This window comes from Actinoallomurus rhizosphaericola (assembly GCF_024055675.1).
In the GTDB taxonomy this organism is placed as follows: Bacteria; Actinomycetota; Actinomycetes; order Streptosporangiales; family Streptosporangiaceae; genus Actinoallomurus; species Actinoallomurus soli.
The window spans coordinates 1-11,860 of record NZ_JAMXMW010000038.1 but is presented as its reverse complement, the minus strand read 5'-3'; the positions used below and the strand labels follow the sequence as shown (position 1 = coordinate 11,860).

At 72.1% G+C, this 11,860-nt stretch carries 12 protein-coding genes; 8 read left to right on the top strand and 4 right to left on the bottom strand.

From position 1 onward, the window contains the following. The first annotated feature begins 2 nt into the window (after window positions 1–2). On the top strand, window positions 3–983 hold the full coding sequence (locus NE234_RS43630; RefSeq protein ID WP_252787064.1) for an adenylate/guanylate cyclase domain-containing protein: 981 nt from the start codon (window positions 3–5) through the stop codon (window positions 981–983). 97 nt (window positions 984–1,080) lie between these two features. Here the strand turns inward: NE234_RS43630 and NE234_RS43625 are convergent, their stop codons facing one another. Further along, complete coding sequence (locus tag NE234_RS43625) at window positions 1,081–1,614, bottom strand: YbhB/YbcL family Raf kinase inhibitor-like protein (RefSeq protein ID WP_252787063.1); 534 nt, start codon at window positions 1,612–1,614, stop codon at window positions 1,081–1,083. Between the two features lie 130 nt (window positions 1,615–1,744). Between NE234_RS43625 and NE234_RS43620 the strand changes: the two genes are divergently transcribed. The 5 genes from NE234_RS43620 to NE234_RS43600 all read left to right on the top strand — a co-directional run bounded on the left by NE234_RS43620 (window position 1,745) and on the right by NE234_RS43600 (window position 7,465). Next, window positions 1,745–2,443, top strand: coding sequence for a GntR family transcriptional regulator (locus NE234_RS43620; protein WP_252787062.1), 699 nt, complete (start codon window positions 1,745–1,747; stop codon window positions 2,441–2,443). A 122-nt stretch (window positions 2,444–2,565) separates the two neighbouring features. Then, window positions 2,566–3,465: a LysR family transcriptional regulator gene (locus NE234_RS43615; RefSeq protein ID WP_252787061.1), complete on the top strand. Its 900-nt coding sequence runs from the start codon at window positions 2,566–2,568 to the stop codon at window positions 3,463–3,465. 125 nt (window positions 3,466–3,590) lie between these two features. Continuing rightward, a complete protein-coding gene (locus NE234_RS43610) occupies window positions 3,591–4,334 on the top strand; it encodes an SDR family NAD(P)-dependent oxidoreductase (RefSeq protein ID WP_252787060.1) in 744 nt (247 codons plus the stop codon). A 193-nt stretch (window positions 4,335–4,527) separates the two neighbouring features. After that, complete coding sequence (locus NE234_RS43605; RefSeq protein WP_252787059.1) at window positions 4,528–6,597, top strand: RNA degradosome polyphosphate kinase; 2,070 nt, start codon at window positions 4,528–4,530, stop codon at window positions 6,595–6,597. Next, on the top strand, window positions 6,587–7,465 hold the full coding sequence (locus NE234_RS43600; protein ID WP_252787058.1) for an NUDIX hydrolase: 879 nt from the start codon (window positions 6,587–6,589) through the stop codon (window positions 7,463–7,465). The genes NE234_RS43605 and NE234_RS43600 overlap by 11 nt, the downstream gene beginning before the upstream one ends. A 7-nt stretch (window positions 7,466–7,472) precedes the next feature. Here NE234_RS43600 and NE234_RS43595 read toward each other — a convergent pair whose 3' ends face one another. Beyond that, window positions 7,473–8,942, bottom strand: coding sequence for an MDR family MFS transporter (locus NE234_RS43595; protein ID WP_252787057.1), 1,470 nt, complete (start codon window positions 8,940–8,942; stop codon window positions 7,473–7,475). 113 nt (window positions 8,943–9,055) lie between these two features. Here NE234_RS43595 and NE234_RS43590 point away from each other — a divergent pair, with 113 nt between their 5' ends. Further along, the gene (locus NE234_RS43590; protein WP_252787056.1) at window positions 9,056–9,802 is read left to right on the top strand and encodes a TetR/AcrR family transcriptional regulator C-terminal domain-containing protein; all 747 of its coding nucleotides are present in this window, start codon (window positions 9,056–9,058) and stop codon (window positions 9,800–9,802) included. Here NE234_RS43590 and NE234_RS43585 read toward each other — a convergent pair. Beyond that, window positions 9,799–10,488, bottom strand: a complete 690-nt coding sequence (locus tag NE234_RS43585; protein WP_252787055.1) for a class I SAM-dependent methyltransferase — start codon at window positions 10,486–10,488, stop codon at window positions 9,799–9,801. The two genes, NE234_RS43590 and NE234_RS43585, sit on opposite strands and share 4 nt — an antisense overlap. A 153-nt stretch (window positions 10,489–10,641) precedes the next feature. Here NE234_RS43585 and NE234_RS43580 point away from each other — a divergent pair, with 153 nt between their 5' ends. After that, window positions 10,642–10,818 carry a hypothetical protein gene (locus NE234_RS43580; RefSeq protein ID WP_252787054.1) on the top strand — a complete coding sequence of 59 codons (177 nt, stop codon included), beginning with the start codon at window positions 10,642–10,644 and terminating at the stop codon, window positions 10,816–10,818. Window positions 10,819–10,879: 61 nt separating this feature from the next. Here the strand turns inward: NE234_RS43580 and NE234_RS43575 are convergent, their stop codons facing one another. Further along, window positions 10,880–11,728, bottom strand: a complete 849-nt coding sequence (locus NE234_RS43575) for an SDR family oxidoreductase (protein WP_252787053.1) — start codon at window positions 11,726–11,728, stop codon at window positions 10,880–10,882. Window positions 11,729–11,860: the final 132 nt, after the last annotated feature.

Below are 11,860 nucleotides of genomic sequence, written 5' to 3'. Positions count from 1 at the left end.
ACATGAGCGACGTGCCGGAGCCGAAGGAGATCGAGGAGCTCCTCCTCGGCGGTGAGCTGCGGTACACCCGGATCGACGCGATCGAGCGGTCCGGGGTGTCGCCGGAGTTCACCCAGCGGCTGTGGCGGGCCTTCGGTTTCCCGCACCTCGCCGACGAGACGGTCGCCTTCACCGAGGGCGACCTCGACGCGCTCGTCCGGATCAAGGACCTCCTCGGCGAGGGCCTGCTGGACGAGGAGATGGTCCTGCGGATGGTCCGCGCCGTCGGCCAGACGATGGCCCGGCTCGCCGAGTGGCAGATCGACATCATCGTCGGCGCGCTGGCCGATCCGCTGCAGCCGCCCTCGCCGGACGTCGTCCGCATGATCATGGAGCACGCCGAGGGGCACATCGCCGCGCTGGAGCCGCTCCTCGTCCACGCGTGGCGGCGGCAGCTCGCCGCCGCCGGCACCCGTGCGCTGACCGCGTCGGCGGCGGAGGACGCCGTTCCGGGGCGGCTGCGGGTCGCGGTGGGGTTCGCCGACATCGTCGGGTTCACCGCGACCAGCCGGAACCTCGGCGAGCTGGAGCTGGCCGAGCTGGTCGAGCGGTTCGAGGAGACCGCCTCCGACGTCGTGGCCGAGCACGGCGGGCGGATCGTCAAGACCCTGGGGGACGAGGTCCTCTACACCGCCGACACTCCCACGCTGGGCGCGGAGATCGGGCTGTGCATCGCCGAGGCGGTCCGCGCCGGCGGCGACACGGACGTGCGGGTCGGCATGGCGTACGGCCTCGTGCTCTCGCTGATGGGCGACGTGTTCGGCACGACCGTGAACCTCGCGAGCCGACTGACCTCGATCGCCCGGCCCGGCACCGTCCTCGCCGACGCCGACCTGGCCGACGGGCTGCGCGGCGACGACGCGTACCAGCTCGTCCGCATCGGCCGCCGCCCGGCCCGCGGTCTCGGCATCGTCCAGCCGTACGTCATCCGCCGCGCCCGCTGACGCCGACGCCGCCCGGCCGGGCGGCGGTCCGGCCGGGCGGCGGTTCCGCCACGACAACGGCCCTCGACCACGAGCCTGGTCGAGGGCCTGTCTTTCGTTACGCGGGGGTCTCGGCGGTGGCGGTCAGGACCGCGCGGCCGAGGATGTGGCCGCCCATGGTGAAGCCGAGAAGGGCCGGCGTGGCGTCGGCCGGGACGCCGATGGACTCGACGTCGAGGGCGTGCACCACGACGAAGTAGCGGTGCGGGCCGTGCCCGGCGGGTGGGGCGGCACCGATGTAGCGGGCCAGGCGGGCGTCGTTGGGCAGCTGGAAGGCGCCCTCGGGCAGGCCCGAGCCGGCGTCGTCGCCGGCGCCCTCCGGCAGCTCGGTGACGGTGGCGGGGATGTCGGCGACCGCCCAGTGCCAGAACCCGGACCCGGTGGGGGCGTCGGGGTCGTAGACCGTGACGGCGTAGCTCTTGGTGCCGTCGGGAGCACCGCTCCAGGACAGCTGCGGGGAGAGGTCCTTGCCGCCGGGGACGCCGGAGGACCACTGCTCGGGCGCCCAGGCGGCGCCGTCGGCGACGTCGGTGCTGGTGACGGTGAAAGAGGCCGCCTCGGGGAGGCGGGCGAAGGGGTCGTTGACGCTCATCGCGTCCTGCCTTTCCGGCTGTACGAGGGGTGGCGGTGGTGCGGTCGACGACGTCGCGGGGCGACCTCGCCGAACGAATCGACGATAACACAGATAATCGATTATTTCTCTGATCGTCTATCCTTGAGGCGTGACGAGCCGGACCTCCACCTCGCCGGGGAAGCAGATGCTCTCCGAGCAGGTCTACGCACACCTGCGGGACGCGATCATGCGCGGGCACTACGCTCCCGGCGACGCCCTGAAACCGCAGGACCTCGCCAAGGAGCAGGGCGTGAGCCTGGCCATCGTGCGCGAGGCGCTCGTCCGGGTGGTCGGCGACGGGCTCGCCGACCGGCTGCCCAACCGCGGCTTCGCCGTCCCGGCCTTCTCCGACCGCCGCTGGCAGGAGATCGCGGAGGCCCGCCGGACCATCGAGCCGGTCGTGCTGCGCCTGTCCATCGAGCGCGGTGACGTCGACTGGGAGGCCCGTGTACGAGCCGCCCACCACCGTCTGGCGCGCACTCCGACGCACGTGCCGGAGGAGGGCGAGTACTACAGCGCCGCCTGGGCCGAGGCGCACCGGGTCTTCCACCGCACCCTGCTGGAGGGCTGCGGCAATCCCGTCCTGCTGGAGACCTTCGACCGGATGTGGACCGCGAGCGAGCTGGCCCGCCGCTTCTCGGCGCACCGCGCTCCCGGCCGGGACGCGATCGCCGAGCACCGCCGGCTGGAGGAGGCGGCGCTGGCCCGCGACGCCGACACCGCGGCGGAGGCGCTGGTCCGGCACCTCACCCTGACCGCCGCTGGACTGACCGGCCGTATCGGCCGGGAGGCCGCCGGGGAGGCCTGACGCGTGCCACCGGCCCGCGCATCTCGCCCGCTCCTGTCCGGCACGACCGTGGACCTCGCGAGCCGGCTGACCTCGATCGGCCGCCCGGCCGGGCCGTAACCGGTGCGTGATGTGATGGACGGGTGGATCTGCGGGAGATGCGGGCGTTCGTCGCGGTCGTGGAGGAGGGCGGCCTGTCGGCGGCCGCACGGCGGCTGCATGTGAGCCAGCCCGCGCTGTCGCAGACGATGAACGCCCTGGAGCGGCGGCTCGGCCTGCAACTGCTGGAACGCGGGAGCACCGGTGTGCGGGCCACCGAGGCGGGCATGACGCTGCTCTCCGAGGCTCGCGCGGTGCTGGCACGTCATGACCAGGCGATGGCCGCGGTCGCCAGGCACGCCGCCGACGGGGGAGGCACGGTGCGGATCGGCATCCCGCTCGAGCTCCCCTCTGACCTGCTCTCCGGACCGCTCGCCGGCCTTACCGCCGCCTACCCGAGGACGAGGGTGCACGCCCGCCACATGTCCACCGCGGGCCAGTTCGCGGCGCTGCGGGCCGGCGAAATAGACGTCGGACTGGTTCGGGAACACCCGATCGGTCAGGATCTGGACGCCATGCTGGTCGTCGAGGAGCGGCTGGGCGTCCTCCTGGCCGCCGAAGTGGCCGCGAAGATCGCCGGACGCGACGGGATCCGGTTGGAGGACCTCGCCGGGCTGGACTGGGTCGGGTTCCCCCGCTCCGGGAGTCCCGCCTGGTACGACGAGCTCACCGCGACCCTGCGCAGCCATGGCCTGGATCTGGGGCTTCCTCCGCCGGAGGGGCAGGAGCTGATCGCCGAGGTGAAGCTGGCCGCCGTCACGGCGGGCGGCGCCTTCGCGCTGGCGCCGCCCGGATGGGGCCGGCCGCTGCCCGACTCGGTCACCTGGTCGCCGCTCGCCGGGCATCCGATCGTGCGGCGCACCTGGGCGGTGTGGCCCGCCACCTCCCACCGGCGCGACCTGGCCCGGCTGCTCGCCGGCCTGGAGTACCGCGGACTCCAGTAGGCGGGCTGATGGCGGCCATAAGGCGCTCGACTGGCGCAGTGGGAAAGCTTCGGCGCCGCCGTGCCTTACACCCACGTGCCGGGAGCGACCCGGCCTCGCGGAAGTAGCAGGAGTGGGTGGAGACCATGTCGGAACTGCAGGGGAAGTCGGCGCTGGTGACCGGCGGGAACAGCGGCATCGGCCGGGCGGCCGCGGTCGCGCTCGCTGAGCGGGGCGCACGTGTGGTGATCGCCGGGCGTGACGCGGCCCGTGGGGAAGAGGTGGTGCGAGAGATCCGCGCGTCCGGTGGGGAGGCGCACTTCGTGGCCTCGGACCTGCGCGACGAGGCATCCGCCCGGTCGCTGGCGGCGCGGGCCAGGGACCTGGTCGGCCAGGTCGACATCCTCGTCAACAACGCCGGGATCTTCCCCTTCGGCCCGACCCACGAGTCGAAGGAGGAGGAGTTCGACGCCGTGTTCGCGCTGAACGTCAAGGCGCCGTACTTCCTCGTCGCCGAGTTCGCTCCGGACATGGCGGAGCGCGGCGACGGCGCGATCGTGAACGTCACCACGATGGTCGCCGAGTTCGGTGCGGCGGGGATGGGCCTGTACGGAGCGAGCAAGGCCGCGCTGCGGCTGCTCACCAAGTCCTGGGCCGCCGAGTACGGCCCGGCGGGCGTCCGCGTCAACGCGGTGAGCCCTGGTCCTACCCGCACCGAGGGCACCGCCGGGATGGGCGAGGGCCTCGACCGGCTGGCCGCCGCCGCTCCGGCCGGCCGTCCGGCCACGGCCCAGGAGATCGCCGAGGCGATCGTCTTCCTGGCCGGCGACCGGTCGAGCTTCGTCCACGGCGCCGTCCTTCCCGTCGACGGTGGCCGCGTCGCGGTCTGAGATCACGAGCACCCGGCGGCCCGTTCCCCCTCCCGGCGAGCGGGCCGCCGCTTTGCCGTTCGCGGCGGAGACCCGATAGAACGGTTGACGCCGCTGCGGGCCGGTCCGTGCTGGTCGGCGGCTTGGCCGGGGGAATCGGTCCGGAAACATCTCGTTCGCTTTCCGTTCACCAAAAATGGGGACCATATACCTCATGAGCGTTGAACCAGGGCATTTCGCCCGTTCGGTGGACGGGCTGCCAGAGGATCGGTTCCTTGATCGAGAGGAGAGCTGGCTCCGGTTCAACCAGCGCGTCCTGGACCTGGCCGCCGACCCGTCGCTGCCGTTGCTGGAACGCGTGCGGTTCCTGTCGATCTTCGCGACCAACCTGGACGAGTTCTTCATGGTGCGGGTCGCCGGGCTGACCCGGCGCATGGCCACCGGCATCGCCGTCCAGAGCGCCAGCGGCCGCCAGCCCCGCGAGGTCCTCGCGCACACCTCCGAAATCGCCCGCGACCTGATGCTGGAGCACGCCGCGCTCTTCCACGAGGAGATCCTCCCGGCCCTCGCCAAGGAGGGGATCGAGGTCCTGCGCTGGGACGAACTGGCCGACACGGAGAAGGAGAGCCTGAACCGCCTGTTCCGGCGGCGGATCTACCCGGTGCTGACCCCGCTGGTCGTCGACCCGGCGCACCCCTTCCCGTACATCTCCGGGCTGTCCCTCAACCTGGCGGTGCTGGTCCGCGACCCGGACATAGGCACGACCATGTTCGCCCGCGTCAAGGTGCCGCCGGTGCTGCCGAGGTTCCTGGAGGCGTCGCCGTCGCGCTTCGTGCCGCTGGAGGACGTGATCGCCGAGAACCTCCCGGAGCTGTTCACCGGCACCGAGATTCTCGAGCACCACGCGTTCCGGGTCACCCGCAACCAGGACCTGGAGGTCGACGAGGACATCGCCGAGAACCTCCTGCAGGCCCTCGAACGCGAGCTGCTGCGCCGCAGGTTCGGGCCCGTCGTACGGCTGGAGGTCGAGGAGTCGATCACCCCCGAGGTCCTCGAACTGCTGATGACCGAGCTGGAGGTCGACGAGCGCGCGGTGTACCGCGTGCCCGGCCCGCTCGACCTCGGCGGCATGACCGCCATCGCCGACCTCGACCGCAGCGAGCTGAAGTACCCGCCGTTCGTGCCGTCCGAGGCGGCGCTGCCGCACGACACCGACATCTTCGCCACCCTGCGCGACCACGACGTCCTCGTCCAGCATCCGTACGACTCGTTCACCACGAGCGTCGAGCGCCTCATCGAGGACGCCGCCGGCGACCCGCAGGTCCTGGCGATCAAGCAGACGCTGTACCGGACCAGCGGCGACTCGCCGATCATCGACGCGCTCATCGACGCCGCCGAGGCGGGTAAGCAGGTCGTCGTGGTCGTCGAGATCAAGGCGCGGTTCGACGAGCAGGCCAACATCACGTGGGCGCGCAAGCTGGAGCGCGCCGGCTGCCACGTGGTGTACGGCTTCGTCGGCCTCAAGACCCACTGCAAGGTCGCGCTGGTGGTCCGGCAGGAGTCCGACGGGTCGCTGCGCCGCTACTGCCACATCGGCACCGGCAACTACAACCCCAAGACCGCCCGGATCTATGAGGACTACGGCCTGCTGACCGCCGACCCCGAGGTCGGCCAGGACGTCAGCGCCCTGTTCAACCACCTGACCGGCTACTCGCGGGACACCGACTACCGGCGGCTCCTCGTCGCCCCCGACTCACTGCGCGCCGGGCTGGTCGAGCGCATCGAGCGGGAGATCGAGCACCACGAGGAGGGCCGGCCCGCCCGCATCCGGTTCAAGTGCAACGCCCTGGTCGACGAGGTCCTCATCGACGCGCTGTACCGGGCCTCGCGGGAGGGCGTGCCGATCGACGTCTGGGTGCGCGGAATCTGCGCGCTCCGCCCGGGCGTGCCCGGCATGTCGGAGACGATCCAGGTCCGCAGCGTCCTCGGCCGGTTCCTGGAGCACTCGCGGGTGTACGCCTTCGAGAACGGCGGCAACCACGAGGTCTGGATCGGCAGCGCCGACCTCATGCACCGCAACCTGGACCGCCGGGTCGAGACGCTCGTGCGCGTCACCGACCCGGCCCACTGCGCGGACCTCGTCGGCCGCTTCGACCTCGCGATGGGCCCGGACACCAAGTGCTGGGTCCTCGGCGAGAACGGCGTGTGGACGCGGCACGAGGGGGACATCGACGTGCAGACCCACCTGATGCGGGCGCGCCGCTGGAGGACCGTTGACTCCTGACCCCCCGGGGACGATCCGTGCCGCCGGCGCGGTGCTGTGGCGGCCCGGCCCGGACGGCCGCCCGCTCGTCGCCCTGATCCACCGTCCCCGGTACGACGACTGGTCCTTCCCCAAGGGCAAGGTCGACCGCGGCGAGCACGTCGTACGCGCCGCGGCCCGCGAGGTCTGGGAGGAGACCGGCGTCTGGCCGGTCCTCGGCCGCAGGCTGTCCACGATCCGGTACGAGGCGCGAGGCCGGCCCAAACGGGTCGACTACTGGACGGCCACCGGGGACGAGGGCCGGTTCGTCCCCAATGACGAGGTCGACCGGGTCGACTGGCTCCCGATCGGCGCGGCGGAGGGGCGGCTCAGCTACGACCACGACCGCGACGTCCTGCGGGAGTTCGCCGCCGGCCCGTTGCGCACCACGCCGTACATCGTCCTCCGGCACGCCACGGCCGGGCAGAAGCGGGACTGGGAGGAGGACGACCTGCTGCGCCCCCTCGACCAGGAGGGACGCGCGCAGGCCCAGCGCCTCGACGACGTCCTGATCTGCTACGGGCCCGCCCGGGTGATCAGCTCGGCGACGGCCCGTTGCCTGGAGACGGTCCTGCCCTACGCCGCCCGTACCGCCGCGGACGTCCGTACCGACTGGGCGGTCACCGTCGGCACGGCCAAGGCGCCGGGCGACCGGCTCGCCGAACTCCTCGCCGACGGCGTCCCCGCCGTGATCTGCACCCACGGCGAGCTCGTGCCCGAGCTCATCGCCCGCGCCTGCGAGGAACTCGGCGCTTCGCCCCCGGAGGATCCCCGGCTCCCGAAGGGCGGCTTCTGGGTCGTCCAGGTCGCCGACCGGGCCCTCGCCTCCCTCGAACGCCACACCTGCTGACCCTGGATCACCCGCGCCTGCGCGGCACCAGCAGCACGGGGACCAGCGTGACGGCCAGGAGCGCGGCCGCCCACCAGAACGTGCCGGTGAACGCCGAGATGAGCTGCATGGGCGTCTGCGCGGTGCGGTGGGCGGCGGCCTCCTTGAGGTTGCCGGTCGCGCCCGGCACGTGGCCGCGGATCATGATCTGGAGCACGATCGTGAGGATCGCGGTGCCGAACGAGCTGCCGACCCGGACGAGGACGCCGGCGCCGGTCGTCGCGGCGGGCACCGACTCACGCGGAATGCCCTGGTAGGCGGCCGCCATCAGGACCGGGGACACGGCGCCATGCCCCAACCCGATCACCAGCATCACCGCCATCAGCACGAGGTGGCCGGTGGACGGGTCGATCCGGGTCAGGGCCAGCGTGCCGGCCAGCACCAGCGCCACCCCGCCGACCGCGATCCAGCGTGCCCCGTACCGGTCGGTGACCCTCCCCGCCACCGTCATCGTGAGCATCGCGCCGAGGCCGAGCGGCGAGATCAGCCAGCCCGCGGCCATCGGCGACTCGCCCCGTACGACCTGGGAGAACAGCGGCAGCAGCACCGTCAGGCCGAACACCGGAACGCAGTAGACGAACAGCCCGCCGGTCGCGGCGGCGAACGAGCGGTCGCGCAGCAGCCGCACGTCGATCAGCGCGCCCGCGCCCTTGCGCAGCGCGTGCGCCGCGAACGCCGCGACCAGCACGGCACCCGCCCCGAAGGCCGTCAGGAAGCGGGGGTCGGACAGACCCGCGCCCGCACCGGTCCGGGCCAGGCCGTACACGAGCGCGGCCAGGCCGGGGCAGAGCAGCAGCATGCCGAGAAGGTCGAGCGGCGCGCCCGGGTCGCGCTCGGCGTCGCGGGGCATCATGCGCAGCGCGGCGGCGAGCGCCAGCGCGCAGAACGGGAGGTTGATGAAGAACAGCCAGCGCCAGCTGACGCTGTCGAGGATCACACCGCCGAGCAGTGGGCCGAGCACGGGCGCGAGCATGGCCGGTACCGAGACGATGGTCATCGCCCGACCCATCCGGTCCGGCCCCGCCGCACGCGCCAGTACGGTCTGGCCGATCGGCATGAGCATGCCGCCGCCGACGCCCTGCAGGATCCGGAACGCGATCAGGGCGGGCACCGACCAGGCCAGCCCGCACAGCAGTGAGCCGGAGATGAACAGCACCAGCGAGGTCAGCCACATGGTGCGCGCCCCGAAGCGGCGGACCGACCAGCCGGTGAGCGGGATCGCCATGGACAGGGCAAGGGTGTAGCCGGTCATCACCCACTGGATCGACGACAACGAGGCGTCGAAGTCCTTGCCGAGGGTGGTGACGGCGACGTTGACGATCGTGGTGTCGAGGATCGTCATGATCGATCCGAGCAGGACCACGATCGCCAGCCGGCGCAGTTCGGGGTCGATGCCGCGCCGGCCGGCGGCGGGGGCGCGGGTGGGTACGGCGGTCATCCGGTCTTCTCTCGTTGAGTTTCCGTACGGTGTATCGCTTTAACCGTACGCCGTATCGCTCAATCCGTACAGCGTATCGGCTGGAACGTACGCCGTACGGGTACGATCGGGACATGACGATCGACGGGGACCGGCCGTCCGCAGTGCCTGAGCGCTACCAGCGCGCCGGCGACCGCAAGCGCGCCGCCGACCCGGTGTGGTCCCGCCCCCGCGGCGGGCGCCGGCCCAAGCTCAGCCGGGAGGCGATCGTGGCGGCGGCCATCACGATCGCGGACGCCGAGGGGCTGGACGCGGTGTCGATCCGGCGCGTCGCGAGCGAGCTCGGCGTGCGCGCGATGAGCCTCTACACGCACATCGACGCCAAGGAGGACCTCCTCGACCTCATGTACGACGAGGTGGCCGCCGAGGTGCTGATCGAGGGGGAGCTGCCCGGCGACTGGCGCGAGGCGTTCCGGTGGATCGCCGCCCGGGAACGGGAGGCCGGACTGCGGCACCCGTGGGTCTTCCAGCTGGCGGGACGTTCACCGCGGGTCGGACCCAACGGGCTCCTGCACGCCGAGCAGTCCTTCGCCGCCGCGAGCCGGCTCACCGACGACCCCCGCGCGATGCGGGCCATCGTCACGGCCATCGACCACTACCTGCTCGGCTACACGCTCCGCGCGCAGCACAACCGGGAACGTGAGGCGGCCGGCCTGGGCGGCATCGAGGAACAGCCGTACGTGCGCAGCCTCCTGGCCGAGGGACGGTTCCCGCATCTGGAACCGGTCCTGGACGCGGGAATCCCCGCCCAGGAGGACTTCGAGCAGGGCTTGACCTGGATCCTCGACGGCATCGAACGCGAGTACGGCCAGAGCCGCTAGCGGCTGCGGGAGAGGCCGGCCCGATCGCGGCGTCGCCGGGCGATCAGGGCGTACCGCTCGTCGGTCACGGGACCGCCCCACAGGTCCGAGTCGCCACTGAGAGGCTCGATTCGCAGGTCGGTGACGAGGGGACGTATGACGGCGGCCAGGTCGTGCGCGCCGATTCCGCCGTTCCATGGCAGGAGCTCCGCTCCGCTCACGTACGGCGTCCCACGCTGTCCCGACTCACGCCACCGGCCCTCGACCAGGACCAGCCGGCCACCGGGCCGCAGCAGATCCACCCACTCACGCAGCGCGGCCTCGGGATCGGGAAGGGTCCACACCAGGTGGCGCGACACCACGACGTCGAAGACCTCGTCGCCGGTCGGCGGTGAGGTCGCGTCACCCACGAGAAACCGGCCCGGCAGTCCGGCGGCCGCCAGCTTTCCGCGGGCCCGCGCGACCATCCTCGGCGCCAGGTCCACGCCCGTCACGCGATGCCCGGCCTGCGCCAGCAGCAGGGACAGCGAGCCGGTCCCGCACCCGACGTCGAGGACGTCGACCGGAGCGGGCGGCGTCCAGGCGTCCAACAGGCGCGCCCACGCCGCGCGGGTCCGTTCGTCCCCCAGCCCGTGATCCGGCTCGTCGTCGAAGGCCGGTGCGGCGGCGTCCCAGTAGTCGGCGATCGCGGTGCTGTCGTCCCTCATGACCGGCATCCTCGCAGTGCGGTCCGACAGGCCTCGGGCACCGGCACGGCGTCGCCGGCTCAGCGCCGAGGGTTCGGGTGCCGTGAGCGACGACGATCCTCGGCGCTGATGGCGGCTTGAAGAATGCGCGGGGAGGAGGGGCGTCAGTCCACCATGCGTTCGTACAGCTCGTCGTCGGCGAAGTCTTCGCATGCCCGGTTCAAGGATTGCGACCTGTCAGGCATCGGAGGCGTCGAGGATCTTCGCGGTGCCACCGTGTCGGCCGCCGATGCGCAGAGCCTCGTAGGGGCGATGGCGTCGGTGTTCGGCATCAGGATCGAGGACCGGTAACGGCTGCCTGCCGACGGCCGGGGCGGACCATCACCTCACGGGGCATCCTCCGCAGGGGCTCTCATGAGAAGGCGGTGACGTGCTCGGCGAGGAACGTGCGCATGCTGCGCGGCGGGGTCCCGGTGACGGATGCCACGTCGTCGGACAGCCACTCCGCATCGCCTTCGGCGATCAGGCCGAACACCTGGGCGTTGGAGGTCGCGACGGCCTCGGGGACGCCTGCCTGGATCATCGCCTCGCGGTGCTCGTCGGGGGAGATCCGGCGGTACTCGATCTCCCGTCCGAGCGCGTACGTCAACTCCTTGGCGACCTCGGCGTAGGTGAGCAGTTCGGGGCCGGTCAGCAGGTAGGTGCGACCCGCGTGCTCCTGGGGCGCCGCGGCGATCACCGCGGCGGTGGCGCCGACGTCGCGGGCGTCGACCATCCCGAACCGGCCGTCGCCGGCCGACATCGTGAATCCGCCCGTCTGCTTGATCATCGGTGCGGCGGCGAGCAGGTTCTGCATGAAGAGGTTGGGAGCGAGCAGCGTGTACGCGAGTCCGGTCGCCTTCAGGTGGGCCTCGATCCGCGCGTGGTCACGGCGGCGGCCGACCGGTGAGTCGGCCGTCGCCCTGTGGTTGGTGATCTTGACGATGTGCGTCACCCCGTGGCGGAGGGCGCTGTCGATGACCGCGATCTCCTGAGCCGGCCTGGACGGGGTGACGAGCACGACGGTGTCAACGCCGCGCATGGCCGCGTCGAGCGTGGCGGGACGGTCGAAGTCCCCCACTGCGATCTCGACGCCCGCCGCGCCGCCGTACGGCGCGCGGGCCGGATCACGGACCAGCGCCCGCGTGGGGTGGTGCTGTGCGGCGAGCAGCCGGACGGCTTCGGATCCGACCTTGCCGGTCGCTCCGGTAACCAAGATCATGACGTGTCCTACCTTTCAAGTGTGGTTGCTCTGGTCGTTCGTAAGATCGGAGGGCCCTGGGGCTCCGGGCATGGCTGTCATGGTGGAGACCACTCGATGGCTTAAGGAACTTGGCCACCCGGAGCCCCGCGA

What these genes read in the sequence shown, in the direction of transcription:
- NE234_RS43625 (WP_252787063.1), bottom strand. Translation starts at nt 1,614, where the DNA reads ATGAGCGTCAACGACCCCTTCGCCCGCCTCCCCGAGGCGGCCTCTTTC.
- NE234_RS43585 (WP_252787055.1), bottom strand. Translation starts at nt 10,488, where the DNA reads ATGAGGGACGACAGCACCGCGATCGCCGACTACTGGGACGCCGCCGCA.
- NE234_RS43580 (WP_252787054.1), top strand. Translation starts at nt 10,642, where the DNA reads ATGCGTTCGTACAGCTCGTCGTCGGCGAAGTCTTCGCATGCCCGGTTC.
- NE234_RS43610 (WP_252787060.1), top strand. Translation starts at nt 3,591, where the DNA reads ATGTCGGAACTGCAGGGGAAGTCGGCGCTGGTGACCGGCGGGAACAGC.
- NE234_RS43595 (WP_252787057.1), bottom strand. Translation starts at nt 8,942, where the DNA reads ATGACCGCCGTACCCACCCGCGCCCCCGCCGCCGGCCGGCGCGGCATC.
- NE234_RS43590 (WP_252787056.1), top strand. Translation starts at nt 9,056, where the DNA reads ATGACGATCGACGGGGACCGGCCGTCCGCAGTGCCTGAGCGCTACCAG.
- NE234_RS43575 (WP_252787053.1), bottom strand. Translation starts at nt 11,728, where the DNA reads ATGATCTTGGTTACCGGAGCGACCGGCAAGGTCGGATCCGAAGCCGTC.
- NE234_RS43605 (WP_252787059.1), top strand. Translation starts at nt 4,528, where the DNA reads ATGAGCGTTGAACCAGGGCATTTCGCCCGTTCGGTGGACGGGCTGCCA.
- NE234_RS43630 (WP_252787064.1), top strand. Translation starts at nt 3, where the DNA reads ATGAGCGACGTGCCGGAGCCGAAGGAGATCGAGGAGCTCCTCCTCGGC.